At 72.2% G+C, this 19825-nt stretch carries 21 protein-coding genes; 10 read left to right on the top strand and 11 right to left on the bottom strand.

Annotated features, from left to right (window positions below):
• Positions 1-181: 181 nt before the first annotated feature.
• From ACWDLG_RS25840 to ACWDLG_RS25830, 3 genes are all read right to left on the bottom strand, one after another.
• Positions 182-1408, bottom strand: coding sequence for an HRDC domain-containing protein (locus ACWDLG_RS25840; RefSeq protein WP_449924929.1), 1227 nt, complete (start codon positions 1406-1408; stop codon positions 182-184).
• A gap of 65 nt (positions 1409-1473) precedes the next feature.
• Positions 1474-2067 carry a DUF3000 domain-containing protein gene (locus tag ACWDLG_RS25835; RefSeq protein ID WP_354904375.1) on the bottom strand — a complete coding sequence of 198 codons (594 nt, stop codon included), beginning with the start codon at positions 2065-2067 and terminating at the stop codon, positions 1474-1476.
• A 60-nt stretch (positions 2068-2127) separates the two neighbouring features.
• Positions 2128-2331 (bottom strand): hypothetical protein, encoded by a 204-nt coding sequence (locus ACWDLG_RS25830; RefSeq protein ID WP_449924306.1) that lies wholly within the window; start codon positions 2329-2331, stop codon positions 2128-2130.
• 345 nt (positions 2332-2676) lie between these two features.
• On the opposite strand from ACWDLG_RS25830, the gene hemE reads away from it, so the two are divergent.
• Positions 2677-3711, top strand: coding sequence for a uroporphyrinogen decarboxylase (gene hemE / locus ACWDLG_RS25825; RefSeq protein ID WP_449924303.1), 1035 nt, complete (start codon positions 2677-2679; stop codon positions 3709-3711).
• Between the two features lie 210 nt (positions 3712-3921).
• On the opposite strand, the gene ACWDLG_RS25820 is transcribed toward hemE, so the two are convergent.
• Complete coding sequence (locus tag ACWDLG_RS25820) at positions 3922-5031, bottom strand: DUF4349 domain-containing protein (protein ID WP_449924300.1); 1110 nt, start codon at positions 5029-5031, stop codon at positions 3922-3924.
• Between the two features lie 145 nt (positions 5032-5176).
• Between ACWDLG_RS25820 and ACWDLG_RS25815 the strand changes: the two genes are divergently transcribed.
• From ACWDLG_RS25815 to ACWDLG_RS25800, 4 genes are all read left to right on the top strand, one after another.
• On the top strand, positions 5177-5818 hold the full coding sequence (locus tag ACWDLG_RS25815; protein WP_449924297.1) for a class I SAM-dependent methyltransferase: 642 nt from the start codon (positions 5177-5179) through the stop codon (positions 5816-5818).
• Positions 5819-5837: 19 nt separating this feature from the next.
• Positions 5838-7250 carry a protoporphyrinogen oxidase gene (gene hemG / locus ACWDLG_RS25810; RefSeq protein WP_449924294.1) on the top strand — a complete coding sequence of 471 codons (1413 nt, stop codon included), beginning with the start codon at positions 5838-5840 and terminating at the stop codon, positions 7248-7250.
• A gap of 4 nt (positions 7251-7254) precedes the next feature.
• Positions 7255-7959, top strand: coding sequence for a hydrogen peroxide-dependent heme synthase (gene hemQ / locus ACWDLG_RS25805; protein ID WP_449924291.1), 705 nt, complete (start codon positions 7255-7257; stop codon positions 7957-7959).
• A gap of 88 nt (positions 7960-8047) precedes the next feature.
• Entirely contained in the window at positions 8048-8686 is a 639-nt protein-coding gene (locus ACWDLG_RS25800) for a hypothetical protein (RefSeq protein WP_449924288.1), read from the top strand.
• Between the two features lie 2 nt (positions 8687-8688).
• Here ACWDLG_RS25800 and msrB read toward each other — a convergent pair whose 3' ends face one another.
• Positions 8689-9090 carry a peptide-methionine (R)-S-oxide reductase MsrB gene (gene msrB, locus ACWDLG_RS25795; RefSeq protein ID WP_354904354.1) on the bottom strand — a complete coding sequence of 134 codons (402 nt, stop codon included), beginning with the start codon at positions 9088-9090 and terminating at the stop codon, positions 8689-8691.
• A 347-nt stretch (positions 9091-9437) separates the two neighbouring features.
• Between msrB and ligD the strand changes: the two genes are divergently transcribed.
• From ligD to ACWDLG_RS25780, 3 genes are all read left to right on the top strand, one after another.
• The gene (gene ligD / locus ACWDLG_RS25790) at positions 9438-10436 is read left to right on the top strand and encodes a non-homologous end-joining DNA ligase (protein ID WP_449924285.1); all 999 of its coding nucleotides are present in this window, start codon (positions 9438-9440) and stop codon (positions 10434-10436) included.
• A 62-nt stretch (positions 10437-10498) separates the two neighbouring features.
• The gene (locus ACWDLG_RS25785) at positions 10499-11032 is read left to right on the top strand and encodes a hypothetical protein (protein WP_449924282.1); all 534 of its coding nucleotides are present in this window, start codon (positions 10499-10501) and stop codon (positions 11030-11032) included.
• A complete protein-coding gene (locus ACWDLG_RS25780; protein ID WP_449924280.1) occupies positions 11025-11711 on the top strand; it encodes a class F sortase in 687 nt (228 codons plus the stop codon). The genes ACWDLG_RS25785 and ACWDLG_RS25780 overlap by 8 nt, the downstream gene beginning before the upstream one ends.
• 74 nt (positions 11712-11785) lie before the next feature.
• On the opposite strand, the gene ACWDLG_RS25775 is transcribed toward ACWDLG_RS25780, so the two are convergent.
• The 4 genes from ACWDLG_RS25775 to ACWDLG_RS25760 are packed head-to-tail and all read right to left on the bottom strand — an operon-like array spanning position 11786 to position 15479.
• Entirely contained in the window at positions 11786-13216 is a 1431-nt protein-coding gene (locus ACWDLG_RS25775; RefSeq protein ID WP_449924926.1) for an aldehyde dehydrogenase family protein, read from the bottom strand.
• 36 nt (positions 13217-13252) lie between these two features.
• Complete coding sequence (locus ACWDLG_RS25770) at positions 13253-13606, bottom strand: hypothetical protein (protein WP_449924277.1); 354 nt, start codon at positions 13604-13606, stop codon at positions 13253-13255.
• Positions 13607-13632: 26 nt separating this feature from the next.
• Positions 13633-14757 (bottom strand): ATP-dependent DNA ligase, encoded by a 1125-nt coding sequence (locus ACWDLG_RS25765; RefSeq protein ID WP_449924274.1) that lies wholly within the window; start codon positions 14755-14757, stop codon positions 13633-13635.
• 2 nt (positions 14758-14759) lie between these two features.
• A complete protein-coding gene (locus ACWDLG_RS25760; protein WP_354904339.1) occupies positions 14760-15479 on the bottom strand; it encodes a pyrimidine reductase family protein in 720 nt (239 codons plus the stop codon).
• Between the two features lie 130 nt (positions 15480-15609).
• Between ACWDLG_RS25760 and ACWDLG_RS25755 the strand changes: the two genes are divergently transcribed.
• On the top strand, positions 15610-16008 hold the full coding sequence (locus tag ACWDLG_RS25755) for a hypothetical protein (protein WP_449924270.1): 399 nt from the start codon (positions 15610-15612) through the stop codon (positions 16006-16008).
• Between the two features lie 73 nt (positions 16009-16081).
• Here the strand turns inward: ACWDLG_RS25755 and ACWDLG_RS25750 are convergent, their stop codons facing one another.
• Entirely contained in the window at positions 16082-16990 is a 909-nt protein-coding gene (locus tag ACWDLG_RS25750; protein WP_449924267.1) for a LysR family transcriptional regulator, read from the bottom strand.
• A gap of 73 nt (positions 16991-17063) precedes the next feature.
• Between ACWDLG_RS25750 and ACWDLG_RS25745 the strand changes: the two genes are divergently transcribed.
• Complete coding sequence (locus ACWDLG_RS25745; protein ID WP_449924264.1) at positions 17064-17453, top strand: RidA family protein; 390 nt, start codon at positions 17064-17066, stop codon at positions 17451-17453.
• Positions 17454-17576: 123 nt separating this feature from the next.
• On the opposite strand, the gene glgX is transcribed toward ACWDLG_RS25745, so the two are convergent.
• On the bottom strand, positions 17577-19706 hold the full coding sequence (gene glgX / locus ACWDLG_RS25740; protein WP_449924261.1) for a glycogen debranching protein GlgX: 2130 nt from the start codon (positions 19704-19706) through the stop codon (positions 17577-17579).
• Positions 19707-19825: the final 119 nt, after the last annotated feature.

Genomic DNA, 19825 nt, shown 5'->3' with positions numbered 1-19825 from the left:
CGGAGCCGGGCCGTCAAGCGGCTTGCACGCGTCCTTGTCGTCAGGCGCCTTGCACGGCGCCCTTGGTGGCCAGGTGCTCAGACGGCGACCTTGGTCGCCAGGCTTACACGGCGCCCTTGGTCGCCAGGCTTACACGGCGCCCTTGGTCGCCAGGCTTACACGGCGCCCTTGGTCGCCAGGCCTACACGGCGCCCTTGGTCGCCAGGCGGTCGAGCGCCTTGGCCAGCGGGCGGGAGACGAGCACGACCTGCCACTCGCGGGCGCCCAGCGAGCGCAGCCGCTCGGCGACCGCCTGCTCGCTGATCTCCTCCGGCGGCTCCCAGGTGAGCCGGCGCACCGCGTCGGGCTGCAGGAGGTTCTCCGTCGGCATGCGGTGCTCGTCGGCCAGGGCGGCCACCACCGAGCGGGCCGCGGCCAGCCGCTTGGCGGCCGCGGGGTCGCGGTCGGGCCAGCGGTTGGCGGGCGGCGGGCCGTCGCCCGGCATGCTGGGCGACGGCAGCTCCGAATCGGACAGCGCGCGGGCGCGGTGGACCGCGTCGAGCCAGTCGCTCATGTGGCGGCGGGCGGCCCGGCCGGTGAAGGCGGTGATGTCGGTCAGCGCCTTCTTGGTGCGCGGCATCTCCAGCGCCGCGGTGACGATGGCCGCGTCGGGCAGCACCCTGCCCGGGGCGATGTCACCCTCACGGGCGATACGGTCGCGCATGGTCCACAGCTCGCGCACGATCGCCAGCGCCCTGACGTTGCGCACCTTGTGGATGCCGGAGGTGCGCCGCCACGGGTCGGAACGCGGCGCCGGCGGCGGGGTGGCCAGCACCGCGGCGAACTCCTCCTCGGCCCACGCCAGCTTGCCGCTGTCGACGAGCTGGCCGTGGAGCACGTCACGCAGCTCGACCAGCACCTCGACGTCGAGCGCCGCGTAGCGCAGCCAGTCTTCCGGCAGCGGCCTGGTCGACCAGTCTGCCGCCGAGTGGCCCTTCTCCAGGCGCAGCCCCAGCACGGTCTCGACCATCGTGCCGAGACCCACCCGCTCGTAGCCGAGGAGCCGCCCCGCCAGCTCTGTGTCGAACATCCGCCGCGGCCTGAACCCGACCTCGGTCAGGCACGGCAGGTCCTGCGAGGCGGCGTGCAGCACGATCTCCGCGTCGGCCACCGCCGCGTCGAGCTTCGACAGGTCGGGACAGGCGATCGGGTCGATCAGCGCGCTGCCCGCACCCGCCCGGCGCAGCTGCACCAGGTAGGCCCGGCCGCCGTAGCGGTAGCCCGAGGCGCGCTCGGCGTCGACCGCCACGGGGCCGCTGCCCTTGGCGAACTCCTCCACCGCCCTGGCCAGCTCCTCCTCCGAGCCGATGACGGGCGGGATGCCCTCCCGCGGCTCGAGAAGGGGGACGACGGTGTTGTCCTGGCTCAGGAGGTCTCCTCCTGCGGCCTCGGGAGGCTGCTCGCTGCGCCTGCTGGTGCCCTCACTACGTTCGGTCACGGCCTGGTGGACTCCGGATCTTCGCGTCGGCGCGGCATCGTGGCCACGTCAGGTGGTAGCGGTGGAATGCCGGCCGCCAGGCACATCAGATCGCACCAGGCGGCGACGTGGCCGGAGAGCTCCTCCTCGGCGGGCGACCACGACGCCCGCAGCTCCAGCTCCGTGGAGACGGGGGCGTCGGCCTTGTCGCCGAAACCCTCGGAGACCGCGCGGGTCACCGTGCCGCCCGCCGCGTGGTAGCCCGCCGCGTGGGCGTCGAGCGCCTCGGTCAGCCAGCTCCACACCACGGGCCCCAGCAGCGGATCGGAGGTGATCTCCGGCTCCATGTCGGCCCTGACGTAGGCGACCAGGCGGAACTGCCCCTCCCACCCGCGCTGCCCGTCGGGGTCGTACAGCAGGATAAGCCTGCCGACCGCCAGTTCCTCGTCCTCGCGGTAGACCGACGCGCCGATGGCCGCGGAATACGGCGCCAGCCGCTGCGGGGCGGGCAGGTCCTCCAGCTCGATCTCCGGCCTGACCTCGGCCGCGCGCAGGCTCTCGGCCGCCCGGCTGAAGGCGGCGGGGGCCGGCGGCGCGTCACCGAAGGTCATAGCCGAAGCGTAGGTCGAGGAGGGTCGCATGGGGACCACGGGGGTGCTCATCGGTGCCGATCAAGCCGCGACCGTCAGCGGGCGCGCGTGGGGGACGGCCAGATCGAAGGGAGCGACGAGCAGCGCATGACCGCACTCCAGGCAGGCCCACTCCGGGCACACCTGATGCCCGTCCGGGCACGGCGGCTGCTCGAACAGCCGCTCGCGTGCGCAGGACGGGCAGTGCTCACTGCGGCGCTCGGGGGAACTCCACAACGCGGTCATCGGTACGGAGCCTTTCTTCGCGGACGTGGCTCCGACGTTGGCATGCCACGCTGACAATTCCGCGCAACGCGCTCGGCGTGTCACGAAAGTCGGGCGGTATTCGATGACGCGCGGTGGATTGGCGAACATTTGGTCCAGTCAGGAGGGGATTAAGGGGAGATCGTGACAGGAACTGTACCGGGGTGGCGCCGATGGCGGAGCCGGGTGAGGGTGGCAGGCCCTCGCTAATGGGATGAACTGCGCTAAACCTCATGTTCGACTCCTGATCGTGACTTTAGCGGTTGCATGCGTATGTTTCCGATTAGCGCCGATGGAGCGACCGCCACCGGCCCATGGCACCCTTGAATGGTGAATCTCGCCGACTCCGCCTTCCTGCGCGCCTGCCGCCGCCAGCCCGTCCCGCACACCCCGGTGTGGTACATGCGCCAGGCCGGGCGGTCCCTGCCCGAATACCTCAAGGTGCGCGAGGGCGTGCCGATGCTGACCGCGTGCGCGCGTCCCGACCTGATCGTCGAGATCACCCTGCAGCCGGTCCGCCGCTACGGCGTCGACGCGGCCATCTTCTTCAGCGACATCGTCGTCCCGCTCAAGGCCATCGGCGTCGACCTCGACATCAAGCCCGGCGTCGGCCCGGTCGTCGCCGACCCCATCCGCGACCGCGCGGGCCTGGCGGCGCTGCGCCCCCTGGAGCCCGGCGACGTGCCGTACGTCACCGAGTCGATCGAGGCCCTGGTGGGCGAGCTGGGCGGCACCCCGCTCATCGGCTTCGCCGGCGCGCCCTTCACGCTCGCCTCGTACCTGATCGAGGGCGGGCCGTCCAAGAACCACGACCACACCAAGGCCATGATGTACGGCGAGCCCGCGCTGTGGCACGCGCTCATGGACCGGCTGACCGGCATCGTCATCGAGCACCTGCGGATCCAGATCAGGGCGGGCGCCTCCGCGGTCCAGCTGTTCGACTCCTGGGTGGGCGCGGTCGCGCCCGACGACTACCGCGAGCTGGTCCTGCCCTACACCCGGCGGATCTTCACGGCGGTCTCCGAGGTGCCGCGCATCCACTTCGGCGTGGGCACCGGCGAACTGCTCGGCGTGCTCGGCGAGGCCGGGCCCGACGTGGTGGGCGTCGACTGGCGGGTGCCGCTCGACGAGGCCGCGCGCCGCGTCGGCCCCGGCAAGGCGCTGCAGGGCAACCTCGACCCCGCCATCCTGCTGGCCCCGTGGGAGGCCGTCGAGCGCAAGGCGCGGCAGATCCTGGAGCGCGGGCGGGCCGCCGAGGGCCACGTGTTCAACCTCGGCCACGGCGTGCTGCCCTCGACCGACCCCGACCAGCTGCGCAGGCTCACCGACCTGGTCCACTCCTTCACCCCCGAATCCGCCTGACCGGACCGAACCCCGGCCACCGGCGGCCCGATCACTGAGGGCCCAGTCACTGAGGGCCGCGGTCGCCAGGGGGGCCGATCGTTGAGGGCCCGGTCTCCGCAGACCCGATCGCTGTGGGTCCGATCGCCCAGTGCCGGGTCGCCCAGTGCCGATCACCGAGGGGCCCGACCGGTGCGGATTCGGTCTCCGCGGGCCCGGTCGCGGCGCCGTCTAGGGCGGGGGTGGCGCGTCGCCGGTCCGGGGGCGCCGCGGGTCCGGCTGGGCCGGTGCGTCGTCGGGCCGCGGGTCAGCCTGGGCCTGCTGGGCCGGGGGCTGGTCGTCGCCGGGCCGAGGGTGGTGCGGCCGTTCGCCGGACGCCTGCGGGTCGCGCGGCCCGCCGTGGGCCGCGGGCCCCGGGGGAGCGGCGGGCGCCGGGGGAGCGGCGGGCCCGGTCCGGGACACCGGACGGCGGGCCCGGCCCCGCCGTACCAGGAGCAGGATGACGACGGCCACCGGAAGCATCGCCACGAGCCACGGCAGCAGCACGCCGACCACGGTCAGCGCGATCTGCACGAAGCCGACCAGCGCCGACCAGCCGGCCCGCAGACCGCCGAGGAAGCCCGCGGGCTCCTCCGACGGCTCCGCCACCGGCGTCACGGGCCCGATCAGCCGCAACGTCAGCGTCGCCGTCGACACCTGTGCGGCCAGCGCCTTCTGCCTGGCCTGCAGCGACTCCAGCTCGGCCTCGCGGGTGGCGATCTCCCGCTCGACCTCGATCACCTGCCCGACGGTGTCGGCCCTGGTGAGCAGCGTGCGCATGGCGGCCAGCGCCTGCTCGGCCGACTTCAGCCGGCTGGCGACGTCGGCGACCTCCTCGGTCACGTCCGTGGTGTTCTGCCGCAGCGACTCCCGCTTGCCGAGCAGCTTGCCCATCCGGTCGAGCAGCCCCTGGTAGGCCGCCGGCGGGATCTTGAAGACCAGCGTGGAGCTGCCGTCGCCGCCGTCGAAGGCGTCGGACTCCTCGCTGGACAGGTAGCCGCCCGCCGCCGTGACGAGCTGCTTGGCCTGCTCGGCCGCCTTGGTGACGTCGCCGGCGCGGACCGTCATCTCCGACACGTAGATGATCGAGCGCTGCTCGGGCGCGATCGTGACCTTCTTGGCGGACTCGCCGGAGACCGTGCTCCGCCCGGTGCCCGCCGTCTCGGCCTGCGCGGCAGGCGCGGCCGCCGGCGCCGTGCCCCCGGAGTCGTTGCGGGCGGCGGAGTTCCCGCCGCCGCAGCCGGACAGGACGAGCACGGCGCACGCCGCCGTTAACGCCATGCCGTACCGAATTCTGCTCATATCCGTGAGACGGATCCGGTGCGGGAGCTGCCGTCACGAAGGCGTCACGTTCGGCATTCCACCCGATCACGGCACGACCGCGGTACCAGAGAGAAATCGTCCTCGCGGACGATCATCGCGGCGCCGCGTCGCGCAGGCTGGAATCATGCGGACGCTTCCTGACAGGCTGCACAGGACCTTCTTTCGCACGATGTCGCTGTTGCCCGCGCGCGGGCAGGGTCGTTTCCTGCAGCGTTACTTCGACTGGTTCCACCGCAACCCCGATCCGTGGCGGCACGCCGTCGACCCCTACGAGGCGGCCAAGTACGACGCCACCCTCCGGCACGTCGGCGCCGGCGAGTTCCGCAGGATCCTGGACGTCGGCTGCAGCGAGGGCACCTTCACGCTGCGGGCCGCCGCCGCCTACCCTGCGGCGGACGTGGTCGGCGTGGACGTCTCCGACCGCGCCGTCGAGAGGGCCACGGCCAGGGCGGAGGGCAGAGCCGCCTTCGTCGCGCTCGACTTCCTCAACCAGGATCCCGGAGGCCGCTTCGACCTGGTCTTCTGCGCCGAGACGCTCTACTACGTGGGCAGGGAGGAACGGCTGCGGCTCGCCTGCGGACGGCTGCGCTCCTTCCTGGCGCCGAGGGGCACGCTGGTCGTCACGCATCCGTGGCCTGAGGCGCGCCGGCTGCACGGATTCCTCGACCGGGATCCGGCGTTGAGCAAGGTCGGCGAGCGCGTCGAGAGCGGGAACGGACGGCCGTTCGCCGTCAGCTCCTACCGGCTCGGCGAGGCGGCGGGGTGAGGCGGTACCGTCAGGAGACGTGGAAGGGAATCAGCGGCATGTAGTGATCGTCGGCGGCGGCATCTCAGGGCTGGCCGCGGCGTGGTTCCTCAGCCAGGGCGGCGCCGGCCGGGTGAGGGTGACCGTGCTCGAGGGCAGCCCCAGGATCGGCGGCAAGCTGTACGCCTCCGAGGTGGCGGGCATCGCCGTGGACGAGGGCGCCGAGTCGATGCTGGCCAGGCGGCCGGAGGGCACCGAGCTGGCTCGGGCGGTCGGACTGGGCGCCGACCTGGTCCACCCCGGCACCACCCAGGCGAGCATCTACTCCAGGGGCGTCCTGCGGGCGATGCCCAAGGGCCAGGTCATGGGGGTGCCCGGCGACCTGACCGAGCTGGCCAGGTCGGGCATCGTCTCGCCCGGCGGGCTGCTGCGGGTGCCGCTCGACCAGGTGCTGCCCGCCACGCTGGTGCGCACCGACGTGTCCGTCGCCGCCTACGTCCGGGCGCGGATGGGCTCGGAGGTCGTCGACCGGCTGATCGAGCCGCTGCTCGGCGGCGTCTACGCGGGCCGGTCCGACATGCTCTCGCTGGAGGCGACGATGCCGCGCATCGCCGCCGCCGCGCGCTCGGAGCGGTCGCTGCTGGGCGCGGTCAGGGACATCGCGCAGGAGACGCCGAAGGACGCCGGCCCCGTCTTCGCCGGCCTGCGCGGCGGGCTCGGCAGCCTGCCGGAGGCCGTGGCCAAGGCCTCCGGCGCCGACATCAGGACCGGCGTGACCGTCAGGGAACTGCGGCGCACGCAGGACGGCTGGCGCCTGGTCACGGGCCCGGTCCCGCGGCCGGAGATCGTCGAGGCGGACGCGGTGATCCTCGCCACGCCGGCGACCCCCGCCGCGCGGCTGCTGAAGGACGAGGTGCCGAAGGCCGCCGCCGAGCTGTCCAGGATCGAGTACTCCAGCATGGCCATCGTCACTCTCGCCTACCCGCTGGCCGCCTTCCCCTCGCCGCCCACCGGCAGCGGCTACCTGGTGCCGCCGGTCGAGGGTCGTCCCGTGAAGGCGGCCACGTTCAGCTCGGTCAAGTGGCCGCACCTGGCCGCGTCCGACCCCTCGGTGGTGGTGGTGCGCTGCTCCATCGGCCGCATCGGCGAGGAGCAGCTGCTCCAGCGCGACGACGCCGAGCTGGTGTCGCTCGCCACGGCCGAGATGGGCGAGGTCGCGGGCGTGCGAGGGCTGCCGCTCGACACCCGCGTGACCAGGTGGGGCGGATCGCTGCCGCAGTACAACGTCGGCCACCTCGACCGGGTGGCCCGCGTCCGCGCGGCCGTGACCGTCGAGCCGGGGCTGGCCGTCTGCGGCGCCGCCTACGACGGGGTGGGCGTGCCCGCGTGCATCTCGACCGCCCGTACGGCCGCGGCCCGGATTCTGGACCACCTGGGTGGCAGGGGAGAATGACGACATGACTGAGGGGACGACCCAGCGGCCCAAGGCCCGCGACCTTAACCAGGTGATCCGCTACACGATGTGGTCGGTGTTCAAGGCCACCGAGCAGTGCCCTGGCAACCGCGAGGGCATGGCCGACGAGGTCAACGAACTGCTCGAGCAGGCCGCCGGCAAGGACGTCGTGACGCGCGGCTGCTACGACGTGGCCGGCTTCCGCGCCGACGCCGACTACATGCTCTGGTGGCACGCGCCGACGGCCGAGGACCTGCAGGACACCTACTCGCGCTTCCGCCGCACCACGCTGGGCCGGCTGAGCGAGCCGGTGTGGTCGGCGATGGCGCTGCACCGGCCCGCCGAGTTCAACAAGTCGCACATCCCCGCCTTCCTCGCCGAGGAGGAGCCGAGGGGGTACGTCTGCGTCTATCCCTTCGTGCGGTCGCTGGAGTGGTACCTGCTCGACGACGCCGAGCGCCGTTCGATGCTGGCCGAGCACGGCAAGATGGCGCGCGAGTACCCGGACGTCAGGTCCAACACGGTGGCCTGCTTCGCCCTCAACGACTTCGAGTGGATGCTCGCCTTCGAGGCCGACGAGCTGCACCGCATCGTCGACCTCATGCGCCACCTGCGCGGCGCCGAGGCCAGGCGGCACACGCGGATCGAGGTGCCGTTCTACACCGGCGTCCGCAAGCCGGTGGGCGAGCTCATCGCGACGCTGCCCTGACGGGTCGAGGCGCTCGCCCGGCGGATCCGCCATCTCCCGAGACGGATCTCTCCTGCGCTGTCATAATCAGGCCAAATCCCCTGTCGTTGTGAGGCAAAGGGTGGCTGAAGGCGGCGGCCTGGCACGCTCCAGGCGTGGCAGGCACGGGCGGCGGCGCGGCAGAGCGCGCGGGTTACGGGTGCTGGAGGGCGCGGTCGCGGGGGCGGCGGTGGTGGCGCTCGCGCTGGCGGCCGGCGCCGGGATGTTCGGGCGGGAGCGGGCCCAGCGGGCGGCAGGCACGGTGGTGACCGTCGCTCCCTCCGCCCCGGTCGCCGCGGCGGCCTCGGTGGGAGGGGTGGGCGAGCCGACGAGCCGGGCCCCTTCGTCCGGGGCGGCGCCCGCGGCCGTACCGGACAGGCGGAAGAGGTCCGAGCACACCGACCAGCGGGCGGCCGAGTATTTCGACAAGCGGTGGGGCCGCGGCGACAAGGCGGCCAAGCGGCTCAAGGACATCCGCAGCGTGGGGGGATACCTGCGCATCTATACCGACCTGCCGGAGTCGGCCCACAACTCCAAGCAGGCGATCACGCTCTGCGAGCGGGGGCTGGAGTACCTGCGGGAGATCGGCGAGGACCGGCCCGTGGTCTTCGTCCAGGCCGAGTTCGGGGAGAACGGCAATCCCGTCCTCGCCAACGTCCTCGGCCCCGACGACGGCGACTGCCGCGTCACCCATCCCGCTCCCGGCTGACGCTACGCCTTGGGCTCGAGCCGTACCGAGATCGAGTTGATGCAGTAGCGGTCGTCCGTGGGCGTGGGGTAGCCCTCGCCGTGGAAGACGTGCCCGAGATGGGAGTCGCACGTGGCGCAGCGCACCTCGGTGCGGACCATCCCATGGCTGTGGTCCTCGATCAGCGTGACCGCGCTCGACTGGGACGGTTCGAAGAAGCTCGGCCACCCGCAGTGCGACTCGAACTTCGCGTCGGACCTGAACAGCTCGGTGCCGCAGGCGCGGCAGGAGTAGACGCCCTCGGTCTTGGTGTCGACGTACTCACCGGTGAACGGACGCTCGGTGCCCGCCTCCCGGAGGACGTGGTACTCCTCGGGGGTGAGCTGCGCGCGCCACTCGGCCTCGCTCTTGACCACCTTGTTCATGCCCTCCACCTTATGCGGAGGAAGAATCATTCGAGCGAAGCATCCATTCCGGGGTCTTTCTGCGTCTTTGTCGATGTGGGGGTGACTTCGCCTCCCTAGAGGGGTGAGACCGCTCGCCTGGGGTCGTCGCCGCTGCGCAGCATGCCCGTACTGCGCGCCGGCGGCCCGTTGAGGCCGGCCGGACGATGCGCCAGCGTCCGGGACGGCGTGAAGGCGGGCGGTCGTCAGGTTCGTCCTGTCGAGCGCCCGGTCCCGCCACCGCGGCGCTCCGGGACGAACCCACCCACTCCTTCGCTCGTCGGCCCCGTCGGGGGCGTCATGCGGGGATTCGGGGTAGGTTCAGCCCCATGGCGTCGCCCTTCATCGAACTGCAGGCCGGGGACCGTACCATCAAGGTCACCAATCCCGACAAGGTGTACTTCCCGGGCATCGGGGCCACCAAGCGAGAACTGGTGGAGTACTACATCAGCGTGGGCGAGGGCGCGCTCCGGGCGCTCAGGGACCGCCCGACGCATCTGAAACGGCACCCCGACGGCGTCGAGAGCGAGGCCATCTACCAGAAGCGGATGCCGGCCAAGCGCCCCGACTGGCTGCGGACGGTCACCGTGACCTTCCCGAGCGGGCGGACGGCCGACGCGCTCAGGGTCACCGAGGTGGCCTCGATCGCCTACTGCGCCAACCTCGGCACCATCGACTTCCACCCGTGGCAGGTGCGGGCCGACGACGTCGAGCACCCCGACGAGCTGCGCATCGACATCGACCCGCAGCCCGGCCTCGGGTTCGACGCGGCCCGCCGAGCCGCCTTCCTGGCCCGCGAGGTGCTGGCGGAGGCCGGCCTGACCGGCTTCGTGAAGACCTCCGGCAACAGGGGCGTGCACATCGCGGTCAGGATCGAGCCCCGCTGGGACTTCGTCGAGGTACGGCACGCGGGCATCGCGCTGGCCAGGGCGGTCGAGGAGCGCGACCCCGACCTGGTGACGACGGCCTGGTGGAAGGAGGAGCGCGGCGAGCGGGTGTTCATCGACTACAACCAGAACGCCAGGGACAGGACCGTCGTCAGCGCCTACGCGGTGCGCGCCCAGCCGCACGCGCCCGTCTCCGCGCCGCTCACCTGGGACGAGCTGGCCGACGCCGAGCCGGGCGACTTCGACATCAGGACCATGCCCGAGCGTTTCGCGCGGATCGGCGACGTGCACCGCGACATCGACGAACGCGCGTACTCGATCGAGACGCTCCTGGACTGGTACGCCAAGGACGATCGCGGCGACCTGCCGTACCCGCCGAACTATCCCAAGATGCCCGGCGAGCCGAAGCGGGTGCAGCCCAGCAAGGCCAGGGACGAGTGACGTGTATCACTTGAATCACATTACTTGACGCCCGGTCCAATAGTTCGGGAGGCTCTCGGACTATGGCTCTGGCATCAGCACGACGGCTCGCCGCCGCTGGAGCGGTGACGGCCTTCATCATCGGCGGCGTGACCATGGCGGCGGGTGTGGGCACCGCCATGGCCGCCGACTGCAAGCTGCTCGTCCTGGCATGCGAGGACGATCCGGTCCAGGGTGGCGACCCGGGAGATCCGTGGCAGCCCGAGGTGCGGCCACCGCAGCTGCCGGTCCCCGACGACGTCTGGTCCGACGTCCCCGTCCCCCGCGACACCTGGTCGAACGCTCCCGCGCCGCAGGACACCTGGTCCAGCGGCCCCGCCCCCCAGGAGACCTGGTCCTCGGGCCCCGCCGAGCCGCCGCGGCCTGAGGCGCCGTGGAAGCCGGCGGACGAGGACAGGCACCGCATCCCCGACGGGCCGCCGCAGACCGGCGCGGGCGGGCTCGCTCCCGCCGACCCGATGTGGCCCTTCGCCGCGGGCGGCGCCGCCCTGCTGGCCGGCGCGGGTCTCGCGGGCTTCGCCGTACGGCGCGGCGCCGCGGAACGGCGGAGTGACTAGGCCGCCCGCGCACAAGCCGATCATGGCGGGGGCCGTGCTGGTGTCGCTCGCCGGGCTCGCGCTGATCTGGTTCGGGATCACCGGCATGGCAGGCGCGCCCGAGAGCGCGCCGGCGTCCGCCACGACCGGCACGGCGCTGCCCGAGGTCGGCGCGCCGGCGCTGACCGGGCCGCCCGAGGCGCTGGTCGGCCGGGTGGCCGCGCCCATGAGAGCCGCCAGGCCGACGGCGGTGTACATCCCCAAGCTCGGCGTGTCGGCCCCGCTCATGGAGCTCGGGCTCGACGCCAGGGGCGCCATCGAGAACCCGCCGCTCGACCATCCCAACGTGGCGGGCTGGTACCGGTACGCGCCGGTGCCGGGCGCGCGGGGCGCGGCGGTCATCACCGGTCACCTCGACACGCGCACCGGCCCCGCGGTGTTCGCCAACCTCCGCTCCATCAAGCCGGGTGACCAGGTGCAGGTGATGCGAGCCGACCGGTCGGTGGCCATCTTCGTGGTCGACCGGGTCGAGCAGGTGGCCAAGAGCGCCTTCCCGAGCAGGAAGGTGTTCGGCAAGGTGACGTACGCGGGGCTGCGGCTGGTGACGTGCGGTGGCGCCTTCGACAGGAAGGCGCACAGCTACCGGGACAACACCATCGTCTACGCGCACCTCGCCCACGCCTACCACCCCGGCTCCTGACGCGCACCAGGGCGGCGCGGACCCGGATCAGGGATCGCGGGGAGGGCCGAGCGCGCTCAGCCGGCCGGGGCCCGTCACAGGTTGATGATCGCGGCCTTCTCCCTGGTGTACTCCAGTACCGCGTCGTGACCGTAGCCGCTGTCCTTCACCCCGCCGAACGGCAGGCCGGGCGGCATCTGCCGGAAGGTGTTGACCCACACCGCGCCGCTGTCCAGGTCGCGCACGAACCGGTGGGCCCGGCCCAGATCGCGCGTCCACACGCCCGCCGCCAGCCCGTAGACCGAGTCGTTGGCGATGGCCAGCGCCTCCTCGTCGCTGCCGAACGGCAGGGCCACCGCGACCGGCCCGAAGATCTCCTCCTGGCAGACGCGCAGCGCGTTGTCGGTGGCGGTGTAGAGCGTCGGCGCGACCCAGTAGCCGCCGGGCAGGCCGGGCACCACCTCGGCGCCGGTCGTCCCGCCGAAGACGAGCTCGGCGCCCTCCTTCTCGGCGATCTCCAGGTAGGAGGCGACCCTCTCGTACTGGCCCGCCGACACGATGGGGCCCATCGTGGTGCCCAGGTCGAGCGGGTCGCCGAGCACGATGCCGGCCGCGGTCGCGCGGATCCGCTCCAGCATCTCGTCCCAGATGTCGCGGTGGATGAGGATGCGGGAGCCGGCCACGCAGACCTGGCCGGCGTTGCCGGTGAAGACGGAGTTCACCGTGACGCCCTGGGTGGCCGCGTCGAGGTCGGCGTCGGGGAAGACGATGTTGGGCGACTTGCCGCCCAGCTCGAAGGTGAGCGGCTTGATCCCGGCCGCCTGGGTGATCGCGATGCCGGTCTGGGTGGAGCCGGTCAGGCTGATCTTGTTGACCCCGCGGTGCCTGACCAGCGCCTCGCCGACGTCCTCGCCCATGCCGGAGACGAGGTTGAGCACGCCCGGCGGCAGCACCTCGGCCAGCAGCTCGCCCAGGCGCAGCACCGAGGCGCTGGCCTGCTCGGCCGGCTTGACGATGACGGTGTTGCCCGCGGCCAGCGCGAAGGCCGCCTTGGCGGAGAACGTCGAGACGGGGGAGTTCCACGGGATGATCGCCAGCGCCACGCCGTACGGCTCCCGCCTGGTCAGCCCCAGGCTGTCGGGACCGAGGATGACGGTGTCGCCCTTGACCGCGTCGAGCACCTGGCCCGCGGCCAGTTCCCAGAGGAAGCGCATGCCTGGCAGGTCCTTGTGCAGGGTGTCGCGCAGGATGCGGCCGTTGTCGCGGGTCTCGATCCTGGCCAGCTCCTCGGCGTGCTCGGCGAAGACCGCCGCGACCTTGCGCAGGTACTGGGCCCTGCCCAGGGCGGGCATCGCCGACCAGGCCGGCAGTGCCGCCCGGGCGGCCGCCACGGCGGCGTCGGCGTCGGCCTTCCCGCTGGCGGGGATCCGCGCCCACACCTCGCCGGTGGCCGGGTTGACCGAGTCGAGGGTGCGGCCGTCGGCCGCGCTGACGAGCCTGCCGCCGATGAGGTTGCGATACTCCATCACGCAACCAAGCATATGCTTGCTTGCTCGACGAGGCTAGCGGCGCGACGACCCCAGTGTGAAGGCGACGTTCACCAGGACGACGCCGCCCCAGACGACCAGATAGGTGAGCAGCCCCGCGTCGCCGACGGTGATCGCGATGGTCGCGATCGTGCCCATCACCAGCGAGACGATCGCCAGCGCCAGCCGCATGCCGGTGATGCTCTGCTGCTGCTTCAGCGTGTGCCACGTGGCGCCCGACTCGGCGGCCACGCGATCGTCCACGCGCCGGTCGACCTCCTTGCCGATCTTGTCGAGGAAGGACTCGACGAGGGAGTCCTCGAAGTCGGGCCCGAGGTCGCGGCGCGCCGCGACGGCCGCACGCAGCTCATCGCCAGGAGTTGACGTCATAGATCGAGATATAACGTATCTTGCGCTCAGCGGGCAAGAATGTCATCAAGGTTGTACGAAACTGGCCTTTCCAGCTGCTCATAGGTGCAGGATTCGGGCGTCCGATCCGGCCGCCACCGCCGGAACTGCGCGGTGTGGCGGAACCTGTCGCCCTCCATGGCGTCGTAGGCCACCTCGATCACCAGCTCCGGCCTGAGCGGGATGAACGACAGGTCCTTCTTGGCGTTCCAGCGCGACACCGCGCCCGGCATCCGCTGGCCGCCGCTCGACGGGGTCGCCGCGGGCAGGCCCGCGCGCAGCAGCGCCTGGTCGGCCCACTCGCCCCAGGGATGCTCGCCCAGCGCGGCGAGGTACGGCTTGAGCTCCTCGACCAGCTCGGCCCTGCGCGCCATGGGGAAGGAGGCGGCCACCCCGACATGGTGCAGCCTGCCGTCGGGGCCGTAGAGGCCGAGCAACAGCGACCCCACGATCGGCCCCGTCTTGTGCTCGCGGTAGCCGGCGATCACCACGTCGGCGGTGCGCTCATGCTTGACCTTGAACATGGTGCGCTTGTCGGGGACGTACGGCTGGTCGCCGGGCTTGACGATGATGCCGTCGAGCCCCGCCCCCTCGAACATCTCGAACCACTCCGACGCCTGCTCGTCGTTCGTGGTCACCGGGGTGAGCCTGATCGACTCGCCGGCCTCGGGGAAGAGCTCCTCCAGCCGCGCCCGCCGCTCGGCGAACGGCGCCTCCATCAGCGAGCGCGACCCCAGCGCCAGCAGGTCGAAGGCGACGAACGAGGCGGGCGTCTGCTCGGCGAGCATCCGCACCCTGGAGGCGGCAGGATGGATGCGCTGCTGCAGCGCCTCGAAGTCGAGCTCCTGCCCCCTGCGCAGCACGATCTCGCCGTCGACCACGCACTTGTCGGGCAGCTCCGCCCTGACCGCCTCGACCAGCTCGGGGAAGTAGCGCGTGAAGGGCCGCTCGTTGCGGCTGCCCAGGAACACCTGCTCGCCGTCACGGAAGATGATGCAGCGGAAGCCGTCCCACTTCGGCTCGTAGAACAGCGTGCCGTCCTGCTTGGGCATGCCCTTGACCGCCTTGGCCAGCATCGGCGCCACCGGCGGCCGTACCGGCAGGTCGAGCTGGGGATCGAGCTCGTCGTCCATGGCTACTCCCTGATGTATCTGCAGAAGAGGAAGCCCTCCTCCTCCAGCACGTGCGCCAGGCCGAGGCCGGTCTGGTTCGCCTCGCCGTTCAGGATGCGCGCGGCGCCGCCGCCGATCAGCATCGGGCTGATCGACAGGCACAGTTCGTCGACCAGCCCGGCGGCGGCCAGCTGGGCGTTGAGCCGCGGCCCGCCCTCGCACAGGATGCCGCCGAGCCCCCGGTCGTGCAGCGCCTCGACGGCCAGGCCGAGGTCGACCCGGTCGGCGCCCGCCACGATCACGTCGGCGAGCTCGGCCGCCTCCGCGCGGCGGTCCTTCGGCGCGGCCTCGCAGGTGATCACGATCGTCCGCGCGTACGGCGCCGCCTCGGTGAACAGCGGGCTGCCCAGGTCGAGGTCGAGCCGGCGGGTCACCACGGCGATGGGCGGTGCGGGAGGGCGGCCCTCGCGCAGCGGCTGCCACGACTGCCTCGGTCTGGCCGGGCCGTAGCCCTCGGTCCTGACGGTGGCCGCGCCCGCCATCACGACGTCGGCCAGGCCGCGCAGGACCCCGAAGATCCGCCGGTCACCCTTGCTGGACAGGCCGCCCGACAGGCCCTTCACCCACGAGCCGCCGTCGGCGCTGGCGACCATGTTGACGCGCAGCCAGGGCCGCCGCTCGGGGTAGGCGTAGGCCTGGGGGATGTCTGGATCGTCTGCTGTGTCGGGATGGATGCGACGCACCCCTCTACCTTGGCACACAGCACCGACGAACCGGGGCGAGGGGCGTTATTAGCAGTTTGGTGTAACAGGAGACGTACATAGCCGTTTGTGCATAACGTGGCGGCAGGGCTGCTGCTTCGGAGGAGGCCGGGTGGGCGTGGTCACGGTCGCGTCGTGGGTGCTCAACGCTCTGATCGGCGGCTACCTGCTGTACCTGTGGCTGTCGGGCGGCGGGCTGCGGCAACAGGCGACGAAGGTCACCCGCTTCCCCGTGGCGCTGATCTTCTCCCATCCGGTGCTGGCGTGCTCCGCGCTGGCCTGCTGGGTGGGATACCTGGTCACCGGGCAGCGGGCGCTGGCGTGGCTGGCCTTCGCGGTGCTGTCGGTGGCGGCGCTGCTGGGCTTCACGATGTTCACCAGATGGCTCGGCGCCGGACGCCACGCGCGGGGCGCCGAGCAGCGCTTCCCGCTGCTGGCGGTGCTGGCGCACGGCGTGGTGGGCGTGGCCACCTTCGTCCTGGTCCTGCTGTCCGCGTCGTCGATCAGCTGAACGGCGGCGCGGCCGGAAGAGCGGTCGCGGCTCAGGGCCGGCCGCGCGGCGCTGCTGGGCGGGTGGTCGCGGCTCAGGGCTGCTCGCGCGGCGTGGGCGGGGCGAGGGTCGTGGCCAGGGTGGCGAAGGCGTCCACCAGCGGGTCCCTGGTGTCCGCCCGCCAGGCCAGCGCGACGCTCGTCGTCGGTGCGCCCGCCAGCCGCCGGTAGACCACGCCAGCCGGCCGTACCATGCCCGCCGCGGCGGGGGCCAGGCTGACGCCGAGTCCGGCCGCGACCAGGCCCGCCACCGTCTGCCACTCCACCGCCCGCTGCGCCACCCGCGGCTCGAAGCCCGCCGCCCTGGCCAGCCCCAGCAGCCGGTCGTGAAAGCCGGGGCCGTGCTCGCGAGGGAAGAACACGAACGGCTCGGCGGCCAGGTCGGCCACCTCGATCCGGCGCCGCGCCGCCAGGCGATGGCCCGAGGGCAGCACGGCCACCACCTCCTCGGCCCGCAGCGGCCGCAGTTCGAGCCCGGGCTCCTGCTCCACCTCGCGCACCAGTCCCACGTCGATCACCTCGTCGCGCAGCGCCGCCAGCTGTCGCGTCGTGGTCATCTCGTGCATCTCCACCCGCACCGCCGGCCGCGCCCGGCCGAAGGAGGCGATCAGATCGGGCACGACGGTCAGCGCGAGGGAGGCGGCGAAGCCGACGCGCAGCCGTCCCGCCTCACCTCGCCCGGCCCGCCTGGCGGCCTCCAGGCCGTCGGCGACCTCCTCCAGCGCCCGCCGCGCGGCCGGCAGCAGCTGCGCGCCCACGGCGGTCAGCTCGCGGGCGGCCCGGTCGAACAGCGGATGCCCCACCCGCTCCTCCAGCCGCCTGATCTGCTGGCTGAACGGCGGCTGCGCGACGCCGAGGCGCTCGGCGGCCCGCCCGAAGTGCAGCTCCTCGGCCAGCACCACGAAGGCGTGCAGCTGCCTGAGGTCCAGCTCCGGGCGTTCCATATCTCAAGAGATATCAGGCATGCCCACGCCGCGTCTTGGACATATCGCCCGTGCCGCTGTGAGGATGCCTGCCATGACAGCACGCACGCTCATCTCCAGCGGGTCGACCTTCGAGGAGGCCATCGGCTACTCCCGCGCCGTCGTCCAGGACGGTTGGGTCTTCGTCTCCGGCACGACCGGCTTCGACTACCGGACGATGACCATCTCCGACGACGTGACCGAGCAGGCCGCTCAGTGCCTGCGCAACATCGGCGACGCCCTCGACCGCGCGGGCGCGTCACTCGCCGACGTCGTCAGGGTCACCTACATGCTCCCCGACCCCGACGACTTCGAGCCCTGCTGGCCGGTGCTCCGCGCGGCCTTCGCGCAGGTACGGCCGGCCGCCACGATGATCGCCTGCCGCCTGGCCGACCCGCGGATGCGCATCGAGATCGAGGTCACCGCCCTCCTGCGCGCGTCCTAGCGCCCGGCCGTGCCGCGGACGGCCGCTCACCGTCCGGTGCCGGCCGGCGGCATGCGCGCCCACTGCTCGAAGGCGCGCGGGGACGCCGGGCAGGGTAGCGGTGCCGGCGACCTCGGCACTCGTCTAGGGCTGGGACGCCGGCCGCGCGTGGCGCAGGACCTGCATGCTGTGGGCCGTGACCGGCACCAGCGCGCCCGGCGACCGCTGATCGTCCAGGGACTCCTCGCGCGGCGTCTCGTCGTCCGTGTTCAGCACGATGGTCCACGAGTCGGCGAACTCCGCGCCGGGCAGCGTGAACGTCATGTCCTCGTGGTGGGCGTTGATCAGCAGCAGGAAGGAGTCGTCCACGATGCGCTCGCCGCGCGGCCCAGGCTCGGTGATGGCCTCGCCGTTGAGGTAGACCGACATCGACTTGGCGTAGCCGGTGTGCCAGTCGCTCGCCGTCATCTCCGCCCCCGCGGGGGTGAGCCAGACCAGGTCGCGCTTGCCGTCCTCCGGCGTGTGGCCGCGGAAGAAGCGGCGGCGCTGGAAGACCGGATGCTCGCGGCGCAACCGCGACAGCGCGCGGACGAAGTCGAGCAGGCCCTCCTCGGTGCGGGCCATCGACCAGTCGACCCAGGCGATCTCGTTGTCCTGGCAGTAGGCGTTGTTGTTGCCGCGCTGGGTGCGGCCCAGCTCGTCGCCGTGGGAGAGCATGGGCACCCCCTGCGACAGGAACAGCGTGGTCAGGAGGTTACGGCGCTGGCGGTGCCGCAGCCGGACGATCTCCGGATCCTCGACGGGCCCCTCGGCGCCGCAGTTCCACGAGCGGTTGTCGTCGGTGCCGTCGCGGTTGTCCTCGCCGTTCTCCTCGTTGTGCTTGCGGTTGTAGGAGACCAGGTCGGCGAGCGTGAAGCCGTCGTGGCAGGTGACGAAGTTGATGGAGGCCACCGGGCGGCGGCCTGAGGTGGCGTACAGGTCGGCGGAGCCGGCCAGGCGGGAGGCGAACTCGGGCAGCGCCGACCCGGTGCCGCGCCAGAAGTCGCGCACCGAGTCGCGGTACTTGCCGTTCCACTCGGTCCACAGCGGTGGGAAGTTGCCGACCTGGTAGCCGCCCGGACCGACGTCCCACGGCTCGGCGATCAGCTTGACCTGGGAGATCACCGGGTCCTGCTGGATGAGGTCGAAGAAGGCGCTCAGCCGGTCGACGTCGTGCAGCTCGCGGGCCAGCGCGGCGGCCAGGTCGAAGCGGAACCCGTCGACGTGCATCTCGAGCACCCAGTAGCGCAGGGAGTCCATGATGAGCTGCAGCGCGTGGGGGGAGCGCACGTTGAGGCTGTTTCCGCAGCCGGTGTAGTCGAGGTAGTAGCGCCGGTCGCCGTCGTGCAGGCGGTAGTAGGCGCCGTTGTCGATGCCGCGGAAGCCGAGCGTCGGGCCCATGTGGTCGCCCTCGGCGGTGTGGTTGTAGACGACGTCGAGGATCACCTCGATGCCCGCCTCGTGCAGCGCCCGCACCATCGCCTTGAACTCCAGCACCTGCTCGCCGCGCTGGCCGGCGCTGGAGTAGGCGCCGTGCGGCGCCAGGTAGGCCATCGTGTTGTAGCCCCAGTAGTTGGTCAGCCCGCGGGCGACCAGGAAGTGCTCGGGCACGAAGTGGTGCACCGGCATGAGCTCGACCGCGGTGACCCCGAGCGAGAGCAGGTGGTCGATGATCGCCGGGTGCCCGATGGCCGCGTAGGTGCCGCGCTGCTCCTCGGGGACCGCGGGATGGCGCATGGTCAGCCCGCGCACGTGCGCCTCGTAGATGACCGTCTGGTGGTACGGCGTGTGCGGCGGCCGGTCGTTGCCCCACTCGAAGAACGGGTTGATGACCACGCTCTTCGGCATGTAGGGGGCGCTGTCGACGGTGTTGATCTTGGAGGGGTCGGTGAAGTGGTAGGAGAAGACCGCCTCGTTCCACCGCAGCTCGCCCTCGATGGCCTTGGCGTAGGGGTCGAGCGTCAGCTTGGCGGGGTTGCAGCGGTAGCCGCGCGGCGGGTCGTAGGGGCCGTGCACGCGGTAGCCGTACCGCTGGCCCGGCATGATGCCGGGCAGGTAGCCGTGCCAGACGAAGCCGTCGACCTCGGGCAGCTCGATGCGCTCCTCGGCGCCGTCGTCGTCGAACAGGCACAGCTCGACCCGCTCGGCGACCTCGGAGAACACCGCGAAACTGGTGCCTACGCCATCCCAGGTGGCGCCGAGGGGATAGGGCTCACCCGGCCAGACCTCTCGCATGTGGCCCGATTGTCGCACGTGTCCGCCTTTCCGTCGCTATGACGAGAGTACGAACCCTTGAGGGGTTCTCGCTCCCGCGGCGTGTCGCCGTCCCGTCAGGGGCGGGGAAGATGTCGCGT

It is taken from the genome of Nonomuraea sp. NPDC003727 (assembly GCF_053586935.1).
This window is presented reverse-complemented; position numbering and strand designations above follow the sequence as displayed.

Bases quoted from the DNA above. Each gene is read 5' to 3' on its own strand.
- ACWDLG_RS25835 (WP_354904375.1), bottom strand. From the start codon at position 2,067: ATGACCTTCGGTGACGCGCCGCCGGCCCCCGCCGCCTTCAGCCGGGCG.
- ACWDLG_RS25830 (WP_449924306.1), bottom strand. From the start codon at position 2,331: ATGACCGCGTTGTGGAGTTCCCCCGAGCGCCGCAGTGAGCACTGCCCG.
- hemE (WP_449924303.1), top strand. From the start codon at position 2,677: ATGGTGAATCTCGCCGACTCCGCCTTCCTGCGCGCCTGCCGCCGCCAG.
- ACWDLG_RS25820 (WP_449924300.1), bottom strand. From the start codon at position 5,031: ATGAGCAGAATTCGGTACGGCATGGCGTTAACGGCGGCGTGCGCCGTG.
- ACWDLG_RS25815 (WP_449924297.1), top strand. From the start codon at position 5,177: ATGCGGACGCTTCCTGACAGGCTGCACAGGACCTTCTTTCGCACGATG.
- hemQ (WP_449924291.1), top strand. From the start codon at position 7,255: ATGACTGAGGGGACGACCCAGCGGCCCAAGGCCCGCGACCTTAACCAG.
- msrB (WP_354904354.1), bottom strand. From the start codon at position 9,090: ATGAACAAGGTGGTCAAGAGCGAGGCCGAGTGGCGCGCGCAGCTCACC.
- ligD (WP_449924285.1), top strand. From the start codon at position 9,438: ATGGCGTCGCCCTTCATCGAACTGCAGGCCGGGGACCGTACCATCAAG.
- ACWDLG_RS25785 (WP_449924282.1), top strand. From the start codon at position 10,499: ATGGCTCTGGCATCAGCACGACGGCTCGCCGCCGCTGGAGCGGTGACG.
- ACWDLG_RS25775 (WP_449924926.1), bottom strand. From the start codon at position 13,216: ATGGAGTATCGCAACCTCATCGGCGGCAGGCTCGTCAGCGCGGCCGAC.
- ACWDLG_RS25770 (WP_449924277.1), bottom strand. From the start codon at position 13,606: ATGACGTCAACTCCTGGCGATGAGCTGCGTGCGGCCGTCGCGGCGCGC.
- ACWDLG_RS25765 (WP_449924274.1), bottom strand. From the start codon at position 14,757: ATGGACGACGAGCTCGATCCCCAGCTCGACCTGCCGGTACGGCCGCCG.
- ACWDLG_RS25750 (WP_449924267.1), bottom strand. From the start codon at position 16,990: ATGGAACGCCCGGAGCTGGACCTCAGGCAGCTGCACGCCTTCGTGGTG.
- ACWDLG_RS25745 (WP_449924264.1), top strand. From the start codon at position 17,064: ATGACAGCACGCACGCTCATCTCCAGCGGGTCGACCTTCGAGGAGGCC.
- glgX (WP_449924261.1), bottom strand. From the start codon at position 19,706: ATGCGAGAGGTCTGGCCGGGTGAGCCCTATCCCCTCGGCGCCACCTGG.